General features: G+C 54.3%; 19 protein-coding genes. 6 read left to right on the forward strand and 13 right to left on the reverse strand.

The features are described from left to right. Window positions 1-112: 112 nt before the first annotated feature. From purB to glgX, 3 genes are all read left to right on the forward strand, one after another. Window positions 113-1,408 (forward strand): adenylosuccinate lyase, encoded by a 1,296-nt coding sequence (purB, locus tag DF283_RS04220; RefSeq protein WP_303673463.1) that lies wholly within the window; start codon window positions 113-115, stop codon window positions 1,406-1,408. A 117-nt stretch (window positions 1,409-1,525) separates the two neighbouring features. Then, window positions 1,526-2,641, forward strand: a complete 1,116-nt coding sequence (locus tag DF283_RS04225; protein WP_303673464.1) for a mechanosensitive ion channel family protein — start codon at window positions 1,526-1,528, stop codon at window positions 2,639-2,641. A 141-nt stretch (window positions 2,642-2,782) separates the two neighbouring features. After that, the gene (glgX, locus tag DF283_RS04230) at window positions 2,783-4,978 is read left to right on the forward strand and encodes a glycogen debranching protein GlgX (RefSeq protein WP_303673465.1); all 2,196 of its coding nucleotides are present in this window, start codon (window positions 2,783-2,785) and stop codon (window positions 4,976-4,978) included. A gap of 205 nt (window positions 4,979-5,183) precedes the next feature. On the opposite strand, the gene DF283_RS04235 is transcribed toward glgX, so the two are convergent. Further along, a complete protein-coding gene (locus DF283_RS04235) occupies window positions 5,184-5,801 on the reverse strand; it encodes a MerR family transcriptional regulator (protein WP_303673466.1) in 618 nt (205 codons plus the stop codon). Window positions 5,802-6,154: 353 nt separating this feature from the next. On the opposite strand from DF283_RS04235, the gene ftsH reads away from it, so the two are divergent. The 3 genes from ftsH (at window position 6,155) to lepA (ending at window position 12,140) form a co-directional block, all read left to right on the forward strand. Then, on the forward strand, window positions 6,155-8,377 hold the full coding sequence (gene ftsH / locus DF283_RS04240; RefSeq protein WP_303673467.1) for an ATP-dependent zinc metalloprotease FtsH: 2,223 nt from the start codon (window positions 6,155-6,157) through the stop codon (window positions 8,375-8,377). Window positions 8,378-8,500: 123 nt separating this feature from the next. After that, on the forward strand, window positions 8,501-10,291 hold the full coding sequence (locus tag DF283_RS04245; RefSeq protein WP_303673468.1) for a proline--tRNA ligase: 1,791 nt from the start codon (window positions 8,501-8,503) through the stop codon (window positions 10,289-10,291). Between the two features lie 46 nt (window positions 10,292-10,337). Continuing rightward, the gene (gene lepA, locus DF283_RS04250; protein ID WP_303673469.1) at window positions 10,338-12,140 is read left to right on the forward strand and encodes a translation elongation factor 4; all 1,803 of its coding nucleotides are present in this window, start codon (window positions 10,338-10,340) and stop codon (window positions 12,138-12,140) included. Between the two features lie 399 nt (window positions 12,141-12,539). Here lepA and DF283_RS04255 read toward each other — a convergent pair whose 3' ends face one another. From DF283_RS04255 to DF283_RS04310, 12 genes are all read right to left on the reverse strand, one after another. Continuing rightward, window positions 12,540-12,794, reverse strand: a complete 255-nt coding sequence (locus DF283_RS04255; protein WP_303673470.1) for a hypothetical protein — start codon at window positions 12,792-12,794, stop codon at window positions 12,540-12,542. Between the two features lie 29 nt (window positions 12,795-12,823). After that, complete coding sequence (locus DF283_RS04260) at window positions 12,824-13,198, reverse strand: D-Ala-D-Ala carboxypeptidase family metallohydrolase (protein ID WP_303673471.1); 375 nt, start codon at window positions 13,196-13,198, stop codon at window positions 12,824-12,826. A gap of 44 nt (window positions 13,199-13,242) precedes the next feature. Continuing rightward, entirely contained in the window at window positions 13,243-13,491 is a 249-nt protein-coding gene (locus DF283_RS04265; RefSeq protein WP_303673472.1) for a hypothetical protein, read from the reverse strand. Continuing rightward, window positions 13,491-13,847 carry a hypothetical protein gene (locus DF283_RS04270; RefSeq protein ID WP_303673473.1) on the reverse strand — a complete coding sequence of 119 codons (357 nt, stop codon included), beginning with the start codon at window positions 13,845-13,847 and terminating at the stop codon, window positions 13,491-13,493. Before DF283_RS04270 ends, DF283_RS04265 begins: the two co-directional genes overlap by 1 nt. Before the next feature lies 1 nt (window position 13,848). After that, window positions 13,849-15,006 carry a hypothetical protein gene (locus DF283_RS04275; protein WP_303673474.1) on the reverse strand — a complete coding sequence of 386 codons (1,158 nt, stop codon included), beginning with the start codon at window positions 15,004-15,006 and terminating at the stop codon, window positions 13,849-13,851. A 31-nt stretch (window positions 15,007-15,037) separates the two neighbouring features. Next, a complete protein-coding gene (locus tag DF283_RS04280; protein WP_303673475.1) occupies window positions 15,038-16,576 on the reverse strand; it encodes a hypothetical protein in 1,539 nt (512 codons plus the stop codon). Between the two features lie 48 nt (window positions 16,577-16,624). Further along, a complete protein-coding gene (locus DF283_RS04285) occupies window positions 16,625-17,272 on the reverse strand; it encodes a phage adaptor protein (RefSeq protein ID WP_303673476.1) in 648 nt (215 codons plus the stop codon). Next, window positions 17,244-17,465, reverse strand: a complete 222-nt coding sequence (locus DF283_RS04290; protein WP_303673477.1) for a hypothetical protein — start codon at window positions 17,463-17,465, stop codon at window positions 17,244-17,246. The genes DF283_RS04285 and DF283_RS04290 overlap by 29 nt, the downstream gene beginning before the upstream one ends. A gap of 120 nt (window positions 17,466-17,585) precedes the next feature. After that, complete coding sequence (locus DF283_RS04295) at window positions 17,586-18,419, reverse strand: major capsid protein (RefSeq protein WP_303673478.1); 834 nt, start codon at window positions 18,417-18,419, stop codon at window positions 17,586-17,588. Between the two features lie 100 nt (window positions 18,420-18,519). Then, window positions 18,520-19,134: a hypothetical protein gene (locus tag DF283_RS04300; protein WP_303673479.1), complete on the reverse strand. Its 615-nt coding sequence runs from the start codon at window positions 19,132-19,134 to the stop codon at window positions 18,520-18,522. A gap of 43 nt (window positions 19,135-19,177) precedes the next feature. Continuing rightward, window positions 19,178-19,435, reverse strand: a complete 258-nt coding sequence (locus DF283_RS04305; RefSeq protein ID WP_303673480.1) for a hypothetical protein — start codon at window positions 19,433-19,435, stop codon at window positions 19,178-19,180. After that, the gene (locus tag DF283_RS04310; protein WP_303673481.1) at window positions 19,432-21,186 is read right to left on the reverse strand and encodes a portal protein; all 1,755 of its coding nucleotides are present in this window, start codon (window positions 21,184-21,186) and stop codon (window positions 19,432-19,434) included. The genes DF283_RS04305 and DF283_RS04310 overlap by 4 nt, the downstream gene beginning before the upstream one ends. Window positions 21,187-21,214 lie beyond the last annotated feature (28 nt).

The following is a 21,214-nucleotide window of genomic DNA, read 5'->3' on the forward strand; positions in this document are numbered from 1 at the left end:
TGCGGGGTAATGCAACCACACGCACGGTAAACTGTCTTGATTATGCGTCTTGTCTGGCCCAAAATAATCGGGAAAATAGTTGATTTTCCCCTAGAAAGTCGGATTTGCCGCCATGATTGAACGCTACACCCTGCCCGAAATGTCGGCCTTATGGACCCGGGAGGCCATTTTTGAAACCTGGCTGACCGTTGAACTGGCCGTGTTGCAAGTGCAGGAGGAAATGGGTCTGGTGCCCGCCGGGGTTTGCGCCGACGTGCGCGCCAAAGCCCGCTTTGACATTGCCCGCATCGATGAGATTGAGGCCGAGGTGCGGCACGATGTCATTGCCTTCCTCACCAATGTGGCCGAATCCGTGGGGGAAAATTCCCGTTTTGTGCATATGGGACTGACCAGCTCCGATTTGCTGGATACGGCCCTTTCCCTGCAAATTCAGTCGGCTGGGGTATTGGTGCAGGAGAAGTTGACCCAGGTGATTGACACCGTGAAGCAAAAGGCCCTGGCCCACCGGGACACCGTTATGGTGGGCCGTTCTCACGGCATTCATGGGGAACCCATTACCTTTGGCCTTAAGTTGCTGAACTGGCTGGATGAATTGCAACGCCAGCAAACGCGTTTAACCGATGCCCTGGAGGAAAACCGGGTGGGGCAGATGAGTGGGGCCATGGGCTCCTACTCCAATATTGATCCGGCGGTGGAGGAGCGGGTTTGTGCCTTGCTGAACCTGAAGCCCGCTCGCACCTCCACACAAGTCATTTCTCGAGACCTGCATGCCCAGCTCTTTATGGCGCTGGCCAATCTGGCCACTTCCCTTGAAAAATTCTCGGTGGAAATCCGGGGCCTGCAGAAAACGGACATTCTGGAAGTGGAAGAGGGCTTTGCCAAGGGGCAAAAAGGCTCTTCGGCCATGCCGCACAAACGCAACCCGGTCAGCTCCGAGAATCTAACGGGTCTGGCCCGACTGGTGCGCTCTTACGTGACCCCGGCCCTGGAAAACGCCGTGTTATGGCACGAGCGGGATATCAGCCACAGTTCCGTGGAGCGGGTCATGTTTCCCGATGTGTTTATCCTGATGCACTACATGCTGAACCGCTTTAACGGAGTGATGCGGGATTTGGTGGTACATGCCGACAACATGCGGGCCAATATGAACCGCTTTGGGGGCATCATTTTCTCCCAGCGGGTGCTGCTGAAGCTGGTGGATAAAGGCATGAGCCGTGAGGACGCTTACCGGCTGACCCAGAAAAACGCCCACGCCGCCTGGAATGTGGCTGGCGGGGATTTCCGGGCCAACCTGCTGGCCGACCCGGAAGTGTGCGAGGCGTTGAGCGTTGCGGAAATCGAAGCCTGCTTTGATGTGGCCGATTACCTGCGCAATGTGCCAGCCATCTATGAGCGTTTTGGGCTATAGGCTCTGCCGATGGAGTAATGGTCAAACCGGTTTGGGTTTGCGTTAATCAAGGCAGTGCGTTACCGGCTTTGCTGGCATCAGGAAGCCTTGGAGCGGAAGCAATGGAGCGATGGAATCATGCGACTATACATCCCCGATGAATTGCAGGCGTTGGCCAGCCGGGTGCTTCCCCTGCTGGACTGGACCTTGTGGCTTTGGCCGGTGTTGTATGTGGCAATCGGCACAGCGGCAGGCTTTCTGGCGGAGCGCATCATGCGCAACGCGACGCATCGTTTGCTGAGTCGGGTTTATCCGGCCATGAATGGCTCACTGGATCGCATGCTGAGCGGATTGCTGCCCTGGCTGTTCGGGTTGTGGGGGAGTTATGGGGCTACTTACCAAATGCCCTTCCTCTCCGCGGAGAGTCTGGAAATTGTGCGCAAGGCCCTGTTTATCGTGGCCATGCTGATTGCCATCCGCTTCTTCGGGCGAGTGTCCGTTGCCCTGACCCGCTTTTACCTGGATCATACTCAGGCCCTGAAGGCCCTGCCCAATACCTCCATTTTTGAGAACATTATCCGGTTGCTGGTGTTTTTGTGCGGCTCCATTGTGTTGCTGCAAAGTCTGGGGATATCGGTACTGCCCCTCATCACCGCGTTGGGGGTCGGTGGCTTGGCCATTTCTCTGGCCTTGCAGGATACCTTGGCCAACATGTTCGCCGGCATTCAGATGATTTTGGCCCGGCAGATCAAGGTGGGTGACTTTGTGCGTCTGGAATCGGGGCAGGAAGGCTTTATTCAGGACATTGGCTGGCGGAACACGGTCATTCGTCAGCTCAGCAACAATTTGGTGCTGGTACCCAACGCCAAGATGTCCTCCACCATCATTACCAATTTTGCCTTGCCTATCCCGGAAATGTCGACTTTGGTCGAGGTCAGCGTTGGGTATGCCAGTGATTTGCAGCAGGTGGAAAGGGTCATCCAGAGTGTGGCCAAAGAAGTGTTACAACGAACTCTGGGCGCGGTGATCGATTTTGATCCCTTCATTCGGTACCATACTTTTGGCGAGTCCGGCATTGGCTTGACCGTTATTTTGCGGATCCAAGGGTTTGAGGACCAGTACGCGGTTAAACACGAATTTATCAAGGCGCTGCACGCGCGCTTTCAGGCGGAAGGGATTGAGATTCCCTTTCCCCGGCGGGTGGTGCATTTGGAGCCGCAGCTTCGTTCGGCGGTTTTGGCTGGTGGGGTATAGCCTTCGGGGATTGGCCTTCGGGGCCCTGCACAGTGGCGTTCCGTCAGTCCGTGGCCATCGTGTCACAGAAGATCATTGTTTCAGTTTTTCGGTTAGCGTTTATGATAATCACTACCAGTTGTCTGTTTGAGGAGAATGGGGATGACGACAGCGCCGTTGAGTTCGGTAGAATTGCGGGTCTATCCGGGGAGTTCATACCCCTTGGGGGCCACCTGGGATGGCATGGGGGTCAACTTTGCCCTGTTTTCCGAGTACGCCGAAGCGGTGGAGCTGTGCCTGTTTGACTCGGCGGATGATACCGTGGAGTCAAGGCGAGTCTTGCTGCTGGAGTATTCCGATCACGTCTGGCACGGCTACTTTCCGGATTTGAGACCGGGTCAATTGTACGGATACCGGGTGTATGGCCCCTGGAATCCTTTAGAGGGTCATCGATTTAACCCCAACAAACTGCTGCTGGACCCTTACGCCAAGTCGGTAGTGCGTCTGGAGCGCTGGAATGACGCCCTGTTCGGCTATCAAATCCCGGATCCGCACCGCAGTAGCACTTTTGCCGATACCGATCTGTTGATAGACACTCGGGATAGCGCCCCTTTTGCCCCGCTGGCCGCTGTGGTGGATGATTCCTTCGTGTGGGGAGACGATAAGCCCCTGCGTACCCCCTGGCACAAGACTATTATCTACGAGGCCCACGTCAAGGGCTTGACCATGCGCCATCCCAAAGTGCCGGAGCATTTGCGAGGCAGCTACGCCGCCCTGGGCAGTGAGCCGGTGATTGAGCATTTGCTGGATTTGGGGGTGACCGCGGTGGAGCTGTTGCCGGTGCATCAGCACGTGGACGATCACTTTCTGAAAATCCGAGGCCTTAGCAATTACTGGGGCTACAACACCCTGGGGTACTTTGCCCCGGAGCTGCGCTACAGTTCCCAGAAACATAACCCGGAAGACCCCATCCTGGAGTTCAAGACCATGGTGCGTTCCCTGCATGCGGCAGGCATTGAGGTCATTCTGGATGTTGTGTACAACCACACCTGCGAGGGGAACCATCTGGGGCCAACGCTCAGCTTTAAAGGCATTGACAATCGCAGTTATTACAAGCAGGTGGAGGAAGAGCCCCGCTTCTACATGGATTATACCGGTTGCGGCAACACGCTGAATGTCAGCCACCCTCGGGTGATCCAGCTGATTATGGACAGCCTGCGCTACTGGGTACTGGAAATGCACGTGGATGGCTTCCGCTTTGATTTGGCCGCCACGCTGGGCCGGGATGTGCATTATGTGGACAAGCTGGGCTCCTTTTTCGATGTCATTCATCAAGATCCGGTTCTGTGCCAGACCAAGCTGATTGCCGAGCCCTGGGATCTGGGGGAGGGGGGCTATCAGGTGGGGAATTTCCCCGTGCTTTGGACGGAATGGAACGGCAAATACCGCGACGCGGCCCGCTCCTTCTGGAAGGGCGATGCCGGGACCCTCAGTGAAATGGCCACCCGCATTGCGGGCAGTAGCGATTTGTACTCAGAGAAAGATCCGCATGCCAGCATTAATTTTCTGACTTCGCATGACGGGTTTACCCTGCACGATCTGGTCAGCTACAACCAGAAACATAACGAGGCCAACGGGGAAGGCAACCGGGACGGGGATAATCACAACCACAGCTGGAACTGTGGAGTGGAAGGGGAGACCGACGATTTGCGGATCAATGCCCTTCGGTTTCAGCAGAAGCGGAATTTAATGGCCACCCTGCTGCTCTCGTTGGGGGTGCCCATGATTGCGGCAGGCGATGAGCTGAGCCGCACCCAGCAAGGGAATAACAACGCCTATTGTCAGGACAACGCCATTAGTTGGCTGAACTGGGAGCTGACCGAGCCGGAAAAGAACTTTTATGAATTTGTGAAGCAGCTCATTCGCATTCGCAAGGAGAATCCCGTCTTTCAGCGCCGCAAGTTTTTTATCGGGCTGACTTCCAAGGCCTACAACATCAAGGATGTCATTTGGTACAACGCCCAGGGGCTGGAAATGTCGGAGGCGGACTGGCATGATCCCCAGGCATTGTGGATGGGAGCCTTGTTGAACGGTTCCGCCATCAATGAACTCGACGAAAAAGGCAATCCTGTTTCAGGCAGTACTTTTTTGCTAGTGCTGAACGCATCGCATAAGCCGGTGGCTTTTCACCTGCCACGGTTAAACCGGGGAGACGCCTGGATTCAGCTGTTTGATACGGCCACGGATTCATTGCCGAATGGCAGTGGGGAGCGAGAGGACGATACCCTATATTGCGGCGGAGACACGGTCTACAGGCTTCAGGCCCGCAGTCTGGTTTTATTCCGCTTGAAACGCTAGGCGGGGCGATTCTGCAGCCCGCCGTCCTGCCTATTGACTTCAAGCCGTCAGTCTTGCACCAATGGCCCTTGCTTCGCCCTGTTCAACCAACGCCAAGGTCAGTCAAGCTGGCTAACCGAATGATTCGTCAAACGGAAATGCCGCATCGCAGATCAGGTCTCGATGCCTCAGCGCCCCGAACGGTGGTTATGCCAGCGTCAATCCCTTACGTTTTCCGGAAGAAGCCGAACTGAACCGGCTTGAACCGGGAAAGCTCGTACTCCAGTGTTTCCTTGGCCCGAACGGCTTCATCCAGCTTCTTTTTCAGGCTGTCATTCTCGCTTTTGCAGCGGATTAACTCCACCACCACTTCATCCAGACCGGAGAGCTTGTCATCCAGCAGGCGGGATAAATCCTTGAGGATGCCTTCCTTCACCTGGCTGACCGCTTCCACCATGACGGTGATGTTGTCCTTGCCGCTGGTGGCGTTTCGCAGCGATTGACTGCTCCCGCCACTCATGGGCGACATGTACCCGCTCTTGCCAGTGGGGCTAATAGTATCTTCCTCTGCGCTGGCCGCCGTGTTTTGCCCCGGGACCATTTTGTTAATGCTCACGGGCTGTGCCAGCCCTTCGGTCAGTTCACCGGATTTTTTAAGCTCTCTGGCCTTTTTGATGGCTTCAATGTCCCGGTGGGTAAAGATGACCCGGCCTGTCTTCTCATCTTTTCTGGGACTCAGGCCGAGAGTTTGAACGAAACTCATCAGTTCCCGTTCCTCCAGCCCCAAAAGTTCCATTACATAGCTCAGGGTGTAAGGAAAGTCGTCGGTCGTCAGGGGCGTCATGGTCTCTCTAACCTGTATTTAAAGCTCAACACGCTTAATAGTAACACAATGCCACCCAGTGACCAAGATGATAAGGGTAATTTTAACCACTGCTGGGAAATTCAGCCCGGATGGGGGCTTGGGCAAGTGTGGCACTTTTTGGAGGCCTACTATGATATAATGCCAGTATATTTCTGGTGCGCTCCCGCTCCTCTTGATAGCGAGAGCATGGAGAGGAAATGGTTTTTTGAGTGCCTGCCTGTCGTTATGTTGCTTTTTGGGACCGCATCGTTCCCCCAAGGGTCAGTCTCTGATTTCCATTTCAGGCCAAACAGTTTTAGTTCAAATTGTCAGGGAGCAGCTTTAGTGGCTTTATGAAAAAGAAAGATCAAACTATCGGCATTAGCATTATGGTCATCCTGCTTTTGCTGGCGCTTTTTATAACGCCAATGCTCAAGGGAGAGGTTCTGATTCCGTCTCAGGTGACCTTCAACGATTTTCTTGACCTGGTGAAGTCCCGTGAAATTGTGCGGGTGGAAATTCGGGATAACGGGGCCACTGGCTATAATGCAATGGCCGTTAAGGCCCTGGAATCCAAGGCGGAGTCTCAATCTGTCAACTGGCGGACGGCCCCTGTGGGTATTGGCGGAGAAGCCGGGCTGGAAAAAGCCTCGGGATCGCAGGAAAAGCCTGTGACCTCCAAGCCTGCTGAAAACAGGACTGCCGCTCCGGAATCATTAACGTCTGCGGAGTCTGTCAAGCCTCAGGTTGGCCCGTCCGCTGTTAAAGCGCCGTCTCAGCCTGTGCAGGAGCAGGCGTCCCGGCCCGCTGCGGCTGCCTCGGAAAAACCGCCTGTGGCTGTGACCCCCATGACTGCGGTGGGCGCTAAAAACAGGCCAATTCAGTATCAGGTGATTTTGCCGGAAAGTGGCGCCGGGGTCAGCTTGCTGGTGCCGACTTTGCAGCAGTACAACGTACCTTTTTCCTTTGCCAAGCGGGAGAATGACAGTTTTTGGCTGACCACCCTGACCACCGTGTTTGTGCCCATTATTTTCCTGGGCATTTTGCTGATGATTCTGCGCAACGCTCAGGGCGGCGGCTCTCAGGCTCTGTCTTTCGGTAAAAGTCGTGCCAAAATGTCCATGGACAGCAAGGTCAAGGTCACCTTCAACGATGTGGCCGGTATTGATGAAGCCAAGGCCGAGCTGGAAGAAGTGGTCGATTTCCTCAAAAACGGGGAGCGTTACCAGAAGCTGGGGGCCAAGATTCCCAAGGGCGTGTTGCTGGTGGGTTCACCGGGCACCGGTAAAACCTTGCTGGCCAAAGCGGTGGCCGGGGAAGCCGGGGTGCCCTTTTTCAGCATTTCCGGTTCGGATTTTGTGGAAATGTTTGTGGGCGTGGGCGCCAGCCGGGTTCGGGATTTGTTCGAGCAGGCCAAGAAGCACGCCCCCTGTATCATCTTTATGGATGAAATCGATGCGGTGGGTCGTCAACGGGGCGCTGGCATGGGCGGTGGTCACGATGAGCGTGAGCAAACCCTGAACCAGTTGCTGGTGGAGATGGATGGGTTCGATCCGCATTCCGGCATTATTGTGCTGGCCGCCACCAACCGGCCCGATATTCTGGATAACGCGCTGTTGCGCCCGGGTCGTTTTGACCGGCAGGTCATGATCGATCGCCCGGATGTGCAGGGCCGTGAGCAGATTTTGAAAGTGCATGCCAAGGGCAAACCTCTGGCCAGCGATGTGGATCTCAAGCTGCTGGCCAAGCGCACGCCGGGCTTTACCGGGGCTGATTTGGCCAACCTGCTGAACGAAGGGGCCTTGCTGGCCGCTCGTCAGAACAAGGAAGTCATTCACCAGATTGATATCGAGAACTCCATTGACAAGGTACTGGCCGGTGCCGAGAAGAAGAACAAGATCATGTCCGAGAAGGACAAGGAGTTGACCGCCTATCACGAAGTGGGTCACGCATTGGTGGCCGTACTTACGCCGGATAGCGACCCCTTGCGCAAGGTCACCATTATTCCTCGGGGGATGGCGTTGGGCTTGACCTGGACCATGCCTGAGGATGACAAGGTACACATGTCTAAAAAGCAGATTTTGGCCCGCATTGCGGTGGCCCTGGGTGGCCGGGTGGCTGAAGAGGTGGTGTACCAGGATGTCACCACCGGGGCCAGCAACGATCTGGAGAAAGTCAGCTCCATGGCCCGTCGCATTGTGACCGTCTATGGGATGAACGAAAAATTGGGCCCCATTACATACGGTAAGCAGAACGAGCATATGTTCATGGGTCGGGATTTCGGCAGCGAGCGGAACTACGGTGAAGAAGTGGCCGCCTTGATTGATCGGGAAGTGAAAACCCTGGTTGAAGACCTCTACGATCAGGTGCGAGCGATGCTGATTGAGAACCGGGATGTCATGGACGCCATCGTCAAGGTGCTGTTGGAAAAAGAAACCCTGGATGATGTTGAGTTCAAGGCCATTATGGATGATGTGGTTCACGCCCGAGGCAATGGGAGCGGCCAGAAAGGCCAGCCCAAGCTGGACCCGGTGGATCATGAGCATGAGATTCCGTTGGTGGTTCAGCCGGATTAACCGAACTTTACTAAAATCGCAGTGGGGTGTTTCTGAGCGGAAGCGCCCCTTTGCTTTGCAAGCGGTCGCCTTTCCACTATGATGGAAGGCACTGATACCGGTTATAGGAAGAGATCCCTGCCCATGCGAATGACCCAGTTGTTAGCCCCTACTTTGCGTGAAAACCCGGCGGATGCCGAGGTGGTCAGCCACCAGTTATTGGTGCGGGCCGGTTACATCCGGCGTTTGGCCAACGGGGTTTACAATTATTTGCCCTTAATGTGGCGTGTCTTGCGCAAAGTAGAGCAAATTGTCCGGGAAGAAATGGATCGGGCCGGGGCGCAGGAATTGCTGATGCCCATTCTGCAACCGGCGGAAGTGTGGCAGGCCTCCGGGCGCTGGGATGTTTACGGGGAGCTGATGATGCGGGTCAAGGATCGCCACGGTCGTGAATATGGCTTGGCCCCCACCGCCGAGGAAGTGATTACCGACATCGCCACCAAGGAAGTGCGCTCTTACCGTCAGTTGCCGGTCAATTTGTACCAGATTCAGACCAAGTACCGGGATGAGATTCGGCCCCGCTTCGGCTTGTTGCGTGGCCGTGAGTTCATTATGAAAGACGCCTACAGCTTCCACAGCAGTCAGGACTGCCTGGATCGGGAATACCAGAAGATGGCCGAAACCTACACCCGCATTTTTGAGCGCTGCGGCTTGGAAACCCGTCAGGTACGCAGTGATAGCGGGGCCATTGGCGGCAGCGTCAGTCACGAGTACATGGTGCTGACCCGCATTGCTCCCGGGGAGCAGGAAAGCGGGGAGAACGACGTATTCTTCTGCGATAGCTGTGATTACGCAGCCAACGCTGAACGGGCTGAGTCGATCTTGCCGGAAGCCGACACCACCGGCGATCATGCTGAATCAACCGTTTTAGATACCCCCAACGCCAGCACCATAGAGGCTTTGGAGCGCAAGTTCCAATTGCGCCCTGAAACGATTTTGAAAACGTTGATCTATGTGATTGACGAAAAAATGCCGGTCATGGCCCTGATTCGGGGGGATTTGGCGGTTGAGGAAATTAAATTGCTCAACGCCTTTGCTGGCAATGAAATTCGTCTGGCCACCGAGGAAGAAATCATTGCGTTAATCGGCGATGTCAAAGGCTATGTGGGACCTTACAACTTGTCTGCCGAAACTTTGCAAAAACTGAAAATCATTGCCGATCGTTCTGTGTCCGGCTTGCGGAATTTCGTGATGGCCATCAATGAGCGTGGCAAGCATCTGGTGGGCGCCAATTGGGGCGATGCCCATCTGCATGAGCCGCAGATTAAAGATGCCGACTTGCGATTGGCTAAAATCGGCGACGCCTGCGTTGAGTGCAAAACCGGCAAACTGAACATGACCCGGGGCATTGAAGTGGGCAACATCTTCCAGTTGGGCACCAAGTATTCCGGCTCCATGAATGCCACCTACACCGATGAAGATGGCAGCGAAAAGCCCTTCATCATGGGCTGCTACGGCATCGGGGTGTCTCGCACCGCCGCGGCGGCCATTGAGCGTTTTCACGATAAATCCGGCATTATCTGGCCCATGGCCATCGCCCCCTATCAGGCCATTGTGGTGCCGGTCAACGTCACCGATGACACCCAGATGAGCCTGGCCCAGCGCTTGTATGAGCAACTCCGCACCGCCGGCGTGGAAGTGGTGATGGACGATCGGGACGAACGGGCTGGCGTCAAGTTTAAAGACGCCGATTTGATTGGTTTCCCCATTCGGGTCACCGCTGGCAAAAAAGCCGCGGAAGGCCTGCTGGAAGTGAAGCTGCGGGATCAGGATCAGGCTATCGATCTGCCGGAGGCCGAGGTGCTGCCCTTTGTGCTGAAGCAAATTCAGGAATGGCGTCCGGCCCTGAAATCCCCGCAACCCGCTGCGGTGTAACCGTCCCCTTTTTACCCCTCATACCCTGAAAAGAGATTTCCTATTCATGTCAAACCCTGCGCCCTCCAACATTCGTAACTTCTGCATTATCGCCCACATCGATCATGGCAAGTCCACCATTGCCGACCGTCTGCTGGAATTTACCGGCACCATCGATAAGCGCCAAATGAAGGATCAGGTACTGGATAACCTGGAGCTGGAGCGGGAGCGGGGCATTACCATCAAGCTGCAAGCGGCCCGCATGGATTATCAGTATCAGGGCAAGGATTATATTTTGAACCTGATCGACACGCCCGGACACGTGGATTTCAGTTATGAAGTATCGCGCTCCCTGCAAGCCTGCGAAGGGGCCTTGCTGGTGGTGGACGCCTCGCAAGGGGTGGAAGCGCAGACGCTGGCTAACGTGTATCTGGCCATTGAGGCCAACCTGGAAATCATTCCGGTGCTGAACAAAATCGATTTGCCCGGCGCTGACCCGGATCGGGTGCTGAAAGAAATTGAGGAAGTGGTGGGCATCGACACCTCCAACGCCATTATGTGCAGCGCCAAGGAAGGCATTGGCATTGAGGACATTCTGCAAGCGGTGGTGGAGTATGTGCCGCCGCCAAAAATCGAAATGGAAAAACCCTTGCGGGCTTTGGTTTTTGACAGCTACTTTGATGCCTACATGGGCATCATTACTTACGTGCGCATTGTGGACGGCGAAGTGAAGCAGGGTGATCGCATCCGCTTTATGGAAAACCAGAAAGTCTATGATGTGACGGAAGTGGGTGTGATGAAGCCGGTGCGCCATCCCCGGGCCAATCTTGTGTCCGGTGAGGTGGGCTATATTTCCGCCTCCATTAAGGAAATGGGCGCCTTTGTGGGTGATACCGTGACCCTGCATGTCAACGGGGCTAAAGAGCCCTTGCCGGGGTACCAGAAAGCCATGCCCATGGTCTTTTGCGGGCTGTATCCGGTGAACAACGATGATTATACGGTCTTGAAAGATTCTCTGGAAAAGCTGAAACTGAACGATTCCAGTATTACTTTTGAGCCGGAAAGTTCTGAAGCCTTGGGCTTTGGCTACCGTTGCGGCTTTTTGGGCCTGCTGCACATGGAAGTCATTCAGGAGCGTCTGGAGCGGGAGTATAATCTGGATCTGATTACCACCGCCCCCAGTGTGGTCTACAAAGTACACATGACCAATGGCGATGTGATTGAGGTGGACAACCCCTCCAAGCTGCCCGATCCGGTTAAGCGGGAGTATATGGAAGAGCCCTTTGTTAAAATCAGCATCATTACCCCCAACGAGTTTGTGGGCGCTTTGATGGATCTCTCTCAAACCCGGCGGGGCATTTTCCTGGGCATGGATTATCTGGATAAAGTGCGGGTGAACCTGCAATATGAATTGCCCCTCAACGAGATGGTCACCGATTATTACGACAAGCTGAAATCCTGCTCCAAGGGCTATGCCTCCATGGATTACAGTTTTTCCGAGTACAAGCGCAGCAATCTGGTGAAGCTGGATATCTTGTTGGCGGGCGATATCGTGGATGCCCTCAGCGTGATTGTCCACCGGGACAAAGCGCACAGCGTGGGTCAGGTGTTGACCGAGAAGCTGAAAGAAATCATTCCCCGGCAGATGTTTGAAGTGCCCATTCAGGCGGCCATTGGGGGCAAAATTGTGGCCCGTAGCACGGTAAAAGCCATGCGCAAAAACGTGTTGGACAAATGCTATGGCGGGGATATTTCCCGGAAGCGCAAGTTGCTGGAAAAGCAGAAAAAAGGGAAAAAGCGCATGAAGTCCATCGGCAGTGTGGATGTGCCGCAAGAGGCGTTCATGGCGGTTTTGAAACTCAGCGATTAAATTTTAAGGGGCTTTGTTCTATCCCATTTTTCAAGGGGGCGTTGCCCCCTGTAACCCCCACTGGAAGGGGGACAGAGTCCAGCGTTTGCGCTGTCCCCCCTCCAGACCTCCCCCCTCCAGACCTCCCCACGCAAGAAAGCAATTTTTATCTGACCTGGAGAGAGTAAAAACCAAGAATATTCCAGGCATCTTCATCAATAGGAGAAATTTTAGTTTATAACAAGTGGGTCTTGGGGTAATGGGGTATGGTGTGTTTCATGCAGTATTTAAAAGGGCGGTATTGTCATTCCCGCGGAGGCGGGAATCCACTGCGGCACAGGAAACGATCCAGATCATTCGTGCGAAAACAAAAAAAGCCCACCTGTGCCGAATGATCGACACAGATGGGTGGGTAGGGCGTTAATGGGTGGTGAGTGCTTTGACTTTTCCCAGAAACAATTGCCCGGCCTGGATGGCGTCTAAAAACTCATCTTCAGTGGCCGGGCCGTTGGGGAATTTCCAGTTAGCGGGTAGTTGAACATAAACCAGTCGAGCCACATCCAGCCCGCTTAAGCGTCCCGCCAAGGGAGCCAGTAAATTCAAGATTTTCAAAGCCAATGCCAAGTCCTTCCCCAGACTGAGATTGGCCAGCAGGTGCAACGCTTTTTTCAGCATGATGAATCCTTTCTGAAAAGAATGAGGGCTTACGACCAGCGGGCTTGGGTGGGGCGAATGTCCAGATGCGTGTAGTGCTGATAACAGCCCATGCCGCCCGACCAGTGCTTCAAAAATTCCTGAACCGCTTTGGCGGGCATGCCACTGACCACAATGTCCGCGGCCATGCCATTGAGGTGCTGACTGTGAGACGCCCCGCCCACGGCCAGATTATGCCCCTTGCTGCGGTAACCGGAATTGATGATGATGGGCTTGCCCAGCAAATCCCGGATGACTTGCAGGCGATTGGCCAGCCGATACAGATTTTCCAGAATCCATGGGGCGGGAACGGGATCATCGCCGTGCAAAAATTCGGACAATTTAAAGTTTGCGGTGAGCTGAATGGCCCGTGGATCTTGACTCATGGCAGTCCTGCTTTCATTACGTGTGTCGGGTACTTGTTTCGTTTTTATTCTTGCTGGTGGTTGAGGCGATCGTTGATTTTATTCAACTGAAAATCCAGCCGGTTCAGCAGCGTTTTGATGTCCTCCACATCCTGACGGGTGGCGTATTCCGCCCGAATGGCGTTCTCCAGTTGCCGGAGCGATTGCTCCAGTTCCACCGGGGTGACAAAAATGCCCAGCTTCAACAAGCTCACCGTCATAAATGAAATTAACGCCGGAACCACATACTGCCGGGCTTGCGCGAACAGTTCCATCACGTCTCCGGGGCGGGTGGGGGAGATTCCGGTAACAGACTGAGCATGCCTTGCCGCAGGGCCTCTAGTGCCTCCGGGATAGTAGCCCGTTGAATGATCAGCCGGGCAATGTGCGGACGGTTCTGCTCCAGCTCCATTTTCACCGCGGCTTTCAGGGGCGCCAAATCGGCCTGCATTTCTGCGGGTAAGTCCGTCTCAAAAACCAATCGTAACTGCTCGGTTAAAGGCTGTAATTCCAGGCTGTTTACGGGTGGCCTGCCCGGCTGCCAGGAGCCTTCCTCACGCGCTTCCGGCTGCTGAGGATAATCACCGGCATCGCTGATGGTGCCGTCGTGTCTCAGTAAATAAAAGTTCATGTTAAATTACCTCGGTTACAATGTAGCCCGCCACATTAATGTCCATGCCGCTGGTGGCGTCGGTCATGCGGTATTGAATGATCTGGTTGGCGTCGGTTTCTACAATCTCGCTTTCGTACTCGGTAAAGGTTCTGCCGCTCAGGTTTTGCACCACAAATTCATCGACTGAACTCCCTTTTTTGCGGATGTAGCCGAATTTGCCGCTGGTGGAAATGAGATAAACGCCGCCCCGTAAAATGGCCTGGGTGGAAATGGGCGGCACAAAACTGGCCAGGGAAACATCGGTATAGGTGCTGGCAGTCCCTGCGTCCAGAACGATGGTTTGCCCAGTAGCCGGGGTCAGGTTGAGGGGGAGAATGGTCACCCGGTACTTGATGGCCGGACGATAAGGCCAGCCCGTTGTGATGTAAAAGGGAATGATATTGCTGCTGCCGTCGGTGCGGACGGCTAACGGCAGTTGCCGCTTCAGATCGTATCCGGTGGGAAGGGTGATGCTACCCCCACTGACTTCGTTCGCGGTGGAAAAAACAGCACCGGTGGTGCCATCAATATTCCGTTTCACGAGATACACGTAGTACCAGGTATTGGCGGCCTTGGTGCCGGTGTCCAGACCATTCAGTCCGCTGCTGTCCAGACTTAAAACAACATCGGCGGCCAGTTCAATATCGGTTTGGTTGGTGGAATTCCGGGCTCGCAAGCCGTTTTTCAACCGTATGGCGCTGCTGCTCTCATACAGTGGGGCGGCGCCGGTAATGCCGTGTTTGTAGAGAACCGGGTTGCCCTCATGAACGAGGTATCGGGAGGCGCCATTTACGCGAAGGCGGTAAACGTGGCTGGTGGAATCGTAGCCAATCTCGCCATTGGCTGCTCCCACGAAGCCCGGTATTTGGGCCAGACGAACTGAGCCCGATTTCAGGGTGACAGATTCCACGGTGACCCCTGCGCCGGCGCTGCGTTCTTCCAGCGTGTCCGCTTTGATGGCGGCGGAAAAACTTTTGGTGCCGCTGAGGGTTATATTGCCAGTTTCCAGACTGGTTAGCCGGGTGTCTTGACTGTTGGATTCCGTGACCAGCTGGTTGAATTCACTGTCCAGATCATCGGCGTTGATCAGGTTTCCGTTGGCAATTTCCGCTTGTTTGAGACGTGAGATTTGAGTCATGGCATTTGCTTCCTGTGACTTGTGGGGTGACTTATCGGGTGCCGCCATCCAGCACGGTGATGGTCCAGCCTTCAATTTCCACCGGGCGATCCGCTTCGTTGCCGGTGAGTTCCATCTGGAAGTACTGCCCGGATCCGGCTGGTATCAGACTGAAGCAGGCACTGCCGGCCCGGTTGTAGTAATCGGCGCCATAAGTGGTCTGGTTATAGACGGTGCTGGCGCTATCCGGGGTGAGGGATACGGTTCGGGATTGCTGGTTCTGAGAGCCTCGGCGCAGGTTCCAGACCATGTTGACCGTAACGTTGACTTCCGAAATTTGTTTGAGATAGAGCTGAATATCCTTGATGCGCTTGCGTTGCCGGGGAGTGTCAAAGTCCAGAAAGCCGGTGCGATAGAGCCAGTGAACAGGCTGGCCGTTGTAGCTGTTGCCTTTAAGTTGTTGTTGCACAATGCCCTGGTAATTCCCGGTGTAGAGTTTACCGTTAAAGGTGCAGCCACAAGCGGCCACAATGCCCTGACGCTTGCTCCAGATCCGGTTGATGCCGTAGTTGTAGATCAGCACGGTTTGATTCTGAATGGCGCTACCATCAGCCACAAACCACCACACCTCCTGTCGGTTTCTGAGATGGATGGCGAAACTTTGGCCGAGTTGCGAGCGGTTCAGGTTTTCAATCTGGGCCTTGATGGCGTTGGAGAGAAAGAGCGTGGTGACATTTCCCTGGGCCGTGGCCGTGGACAGGGCGGTGATTCCTTCCGGAGACAGAAACATCAGCTCGTTGCCCACCAGTACGATGCTGCGGTGGCTAACGGCTCCAAATTCATCCGACATTTTCTGAACGGCAAACGTGTCTACATCAGAACCGGATAACACATAGGTGGAGCGTTCCTTGAAAATGACCAGCACCTCTTCATTCAGAAGTGGCAAAAATAAGGTTTTCAGTCCGGTTATTTTTTCGCCATCACCGGGAGAAATCTGAATGGCCCCCGGCGAGTCTGACCAATAACTGGGCTCAAAGTTTTCGGCGTTTTCCAGTTCCGAGATATATACCAGAGAGGGGTTGCTGGCGTCTCCGGCGAAGATCAGCCGGTTGGCGTAAATCTCCGATAAGGCGGGTTTGCCAGCATCAATCCCAAACACATCCGGAGGCCAGTTTTCCAGAAGTCCAACGCTATCCAGGCCGTCCCATTTAATGGGGTTGTCCGCACCGTTGCAACCAATCAGCAAGCCCTGAAAGGTGACAAAATTCATGGTGCGATCGGGGGTTAAGCCGCTGTAAAGCAGGGTGGCGGCCCCGGTGCTTTCGTTGAATTGGTAGAGCTTATCTCCGCAGACCGCCATTAAAAACGTTTGTCCCAGCAAGTTTTTATAGGGGTACAAGCTGGTGATGGTGGCACCGGAGGACAACGGCGTGCTGTTGATGTGAATGTAACCAACATTGTTGCTGGACCAACTGCCGTGGGTAGTGGCGTGTAAATTGACGATCGCTTCGGCCTCCCCGTTTCTCAAGGTCAGGTCGTTGGCTCGTAAATTCATGCCTCCGGCGTTATCGAAAAATTGAAATGTGCGCATGGATTACTGCTTCCTTAAAACCCGTTTTTGGACTTGGTGTAAGCACGTTTAAGGTGTTTGTCCTCCCCCCCGGTAAAACCCTTTCATGCGGTAGCTGGGTTTTCGGGGAGCCAGACTTTTGAGCTGGGCCAGCCCATCGCGATACAGTAAAAAAGTGTCGCTGCCGCCTTCGCCTAAAAATTTCTCAAGGCGGGCCTGGGTGCCAAGGATCAGCACTGTTTCCCAGCTTTCGGGGAGGGCGGTGGTGTCGCTATTCAGGCTGAGTTTTTGTGGACTTCGCTGGTAATCGTAGCGAATGGTGTAGGTGGCGTTGGGCACCGGGTACAGAAATAACTGGTTCCCTTTGCGGTAAAAATACTGCGGTCGGCCAGTCACCGTTTCTCCGTGGGCGATGGGGTAGGTGTAGTCCACCTCTTCAATCCGGATTTTGCTGCCCGTTTCCTGCACGGAATCGGCGATGACATCCTGCACCTCACATTGCGTGGTTAGGCTGTAGGCGCTTGTACCCGCCGTGGTGTTCAAGGTGGCCGATTGCTGCAAACGATGGACTTGTAATCGTTGCAAGATTTCCGTGTAGGTTTCGTTGAGAAAGTCCACGGTCTGAATGATGGGAGTCTGGGCGTTGCTGAGCGTGCTGGTCTCCACCTGCCCGGTGCGACGCAGAGTTTCATTCACCAGTTGCAGGAGTGTACTCATCCGCCGCTCCTTTCAGCTTCAGCAGTTTGAGCCGATAGTCGGCGGGGTACTGTTTCAGAATCTGGGCCAGCGTGCCCTGAATACGGGTTTTAAACTTGGTTTTTCGGTTTTCGCAAAGCCAGATGGCTTGTTCCGAGTAAATATCGGGAGGCGTTGGACTGTGCTGCACTTCATCGTTAAACGGTAAATCCATCCTGTTCTCCTTGGGTTTAAAACGGGAAAAATAAAAGAGGAAAAAAAGGAGCGATGGCCCATAACAGCCATCGCCCCGGTGGAGTTGCGTTAGAGAGACAGTGGGAGAGAAAAGGAGTTGTTAGGCGGATGCTTTCAACACGGCGCCCGCTTTGGGCATCATGACCTTGGAACCATACAGGTACAGTCCTTTGACCGCATCGGCAAACATGTTGTAAGGACGAACCGTTTCAATCTTGCTAACCTGGCTGGCAAAGCTGATGAAATCCTGGGTGAAGGCCAGCAGATTAACCACCCCGCTGACCGCCGGGTTGTTGGTGGTGACATGCACCCCAAAGCCAGCCACGTTCCCAATGTAGCCGTTTTGCACCACGTTGTCTCCCAGACTGGTGGCCCGGGTAAATTCGGTGGATTGCAAGAGCAGGGTTTTGAACTTGGGGGTAATCACCAGATTACGACCTTCCTGCGGAGCGTTGGCGTTGTCCAGCTTTTCGGCCAACTGGGTGATGTAGCCGTAAATATTGGCGCTGGTCAGGGTGATGGGGGCCACATCCGTGCCGATGACGTTGCCCGAATCCACATCGGTGTAGTGACCAATCAGTCGGGTGTCCACCACGTCCCGGATGGCGATGGCCGCCCGGCCCGCATAGCCTTCCAGAATATCTACGTTGGCCTGGGCCTTGTCTAAATCATCGACTTTAAAGGCGAAGTACTTTTGTTGATCAATCAATAAATCCACCATGGGATCGGTCAGACTCTGGAAGGAAATGGTCATGTCCCGGGTGTAGTTGTTGACGGTCACATCGCCAAAGGTGCGCACATGAACCACGTCACCGGCGTTGGTGATTTCGCCTTCAAAATCACGGTTGACCAGGTTGGCCATGACCACGGTTTTATCAAAAATTTTGAGCAGCTTTTTGCTCCAGATTTCGGGAATGAAGTTTGCGGTTGCCATTGTCGGGGGTCCTTTCTGGTTGATGAAAACGGGACATTAAAAAAGCCGCTGAATCGAATGCTTGCGGCCTTCGGGTCTGTGCTTGGGATGGGGCTTTTTATTACTGCACCCGGTTATTTTTGAGCGCCTCATTGATGGCTGCTTCGTTTTTGAGAAATTCAGGCAGGCTCATTTGGGCAATTTGCTGCCGAGAGAATCGGGGCGGCTCACTGGGTGTTTGACGCTGGGTGGCCGCTTCCATGTACGGATTTTGCTTGGGAATGCCGCTATTTTTTTCGGAATCGACGGTATCCATTTTTTCTTTGAGTGTGGCTTGAAATTTCTGGGAGAAGATGGCTAAGCCCTTTTCTAACAGGGTTTCCCACTGATCGGTTCCGCCATCGGGATCGTCCCGCAGCAGGGTCACCACCTCTTGCAGAATGAAAGGCTCAAACCGGGCGAACTCGGGTGATTTTTTTCGGAAACTGTTCAGCGCGCTTTTTAATTCGGCCTCTTCTTTCAGGTCGGCCAGATGAGTTTTGGCGGCGTCGTCCACAATTTGTCGAACGAAGGAAAACGGATCGCTGACAAACAGCTCGAGAGCTTGATTGGGTGGCAAGGACTCAATGCTAGGCGGGCTTGGATTGGCTGGATTTTGTGGGAGATCGGTTGACTGATTGCCCGAATTTCGCGACTGAAGTGTCGTTGGTGATATCGAAGATGATGGTTGAGACATGGGTTTCTCCTTGTGTAAATGGCTAAGTGTGCGCTGAGTTTCGTTAGTCCGTATCCATCGGTTTGCGAGACCACTCCCGGTCGGCCTGTTGGATGATGAGTAACGGTGTGGAAAAAATTTCCTGAATCACTTGTGCCCGAATGGCCTCATAGAGAAAAGCCTCTTTGGCGTCGGTGTCGGTCACCCGGGTGCGTAGTTCCGGCCGGAAACTATTTTGCAGCAGATCCCAACCGGGTTCCCGGATCAGATCCGTAAACAGGGTGGCTTTTTCACGCAAACTGAGTTGTTTGTAGGCGGTCATGCGGAGGCTCCCCTTTCTGCTTGAGGCGGTGCGCTGATGAAAATATCGGCTTCATCGGTGAAACCCAGACGGCGATACACCTTTTTGTACAGGCTGAGCCAGTCCACCCGATCCCGCAGCGCCGCGCTGTTTTCCACCAGTCGCAAAAACGAGGTGATGGCGTTCAATTCCTGCGCCTTGTTCAACAGGCCTCGCGAACCATCAATGCGGAACTGACAGTGACAGGTTTGCAGCACTTCCGGTAATAATGTTTTAAACAGGACTTGCCCGCCGGGCTGACACACCCGCAACTGCTCCGGTTGGCTGAGAAACTGTCGGGCATTTTCCAGCACCATCCTCAGGAACGGTTCCAGAGAGGTATGCTCCAGGTGGGCCAGGCAGGAGGAGAATTTTTGAGTACCGCCTTGCACCAAAACGCTCACCTCCGTGGCTGTTCGGGATTGTCCCTGCTCGTTGCCGGTGAAGTATTTCAGGGCGCCCGTGGCTTCCTGCGCTTCCGCTTTAAGATCGGCGATTTCGGTAAAGGCCACCGTGAAATTATTCAGGTACTGAATGGGCCTTAGCGTATCGTGGCTTTTCACCGGAATGAGCGCCCCCGGGCGAGTGACTACCGCCTCGGGATCGAACACGTCATCGTTGATGAGATAGGTAAAAGGGTTGTTAATGGACAGGTTTATTACATCCAATTTTTGGTTGGTCAGGGTGTTGATGGCGTGCTGTAAACCCAACGATTTTTCGATGGCCCCTATTCCGTAAATCTCGTTGGGTACCGGAATGAAATTGGTAAAAATGAACGGCTTCATGCCCGAGTCATAGGGGTTGGGCTCAAAGCGAATGACCGTATCGCCATTGGCCACTACGCACACGTAATTTGGGTACAGCGTGTCGTCCACCGTAAAATCGCCCCATGCTTCCAGCAGGGTGATTTTGGGAGACGATTGCTTGTTTTGTGTGTGCGGATTTTCGGTGAGTCCAAAGGCCCGGCGTTTGCTTTGCTTGTTGCTGTCCTCAATGCTCAGGCGCTTGGGATTGTTCGGGTCCAGTGCTTCCAGATTGTGGTAAGCCGGATTATTTTTCAGGCTCTGCCACTCCCGATCCACTTTGCGGATGACGTTGGCCCGTTCAAAATCCGGGGCGTCGGGATCGATAAAGAAGTCGAACATATCCAGGGTTTCAAAGTCCGGGCCATGGTAGGTCACTTCTTCCCGACTGACTTTTTGACTGCCCACCGTCACCCCAAACAGGGTGACCGGTTGCCGCGCTTGTCGGCTTTGGGTGGATTTTCGCCAGGGCACGGCGGCCACCGTGTTGCCGGTGATAATGGCCTGTTTCAGGAAAGGGGCGTATTTCTCAATGAAGCTGGCGTCTTCCAGTTTATTGCGCAAAAACTCCTCAATCACATTGGCCTGATTGTGGTTTTCCTCGGTTTTACCGATGACCGAGAAAAAGCGCTCATTGGCTGGAAACAGGGCATTCAGCAGATTCGAGTGAATGGCTTCCACCGCTTCGTATAAAACCGGACGCACCACCTGACTGCGATCGTGCGGGTGGTTTTCCGTCTCTGTATAGAGAGAAGGCGTGTCGCACAGGTAGGCCTCCCAGCATTCCCGCCATTTTCGTTCCAGTCCGCTTCGGGATTGTTTCCACTGCTGGTATTGCGTGTAAACAAGTTCGGCCAGCGTTTGCTGGTTCTCTTCCGTTAACGCCATCAGTGTTGATGTTGTGGCCGAGGTGGCCATTGGATGCGACATAAGTTCCCTCCGTGTTTGATGAATCAGC

It is taken from the genome of Vampirovibrio chlorellavorus (genome assembly GCF_003149375.1).
Taxonomy (GTDB): Bacteria; Cyanobacteriota; Vampirovibrionia; order Vampirovibrionales; family Vampirovibrionaceae; genus Vampirovibrio; species Vampirovibrio chlorellavorus_B.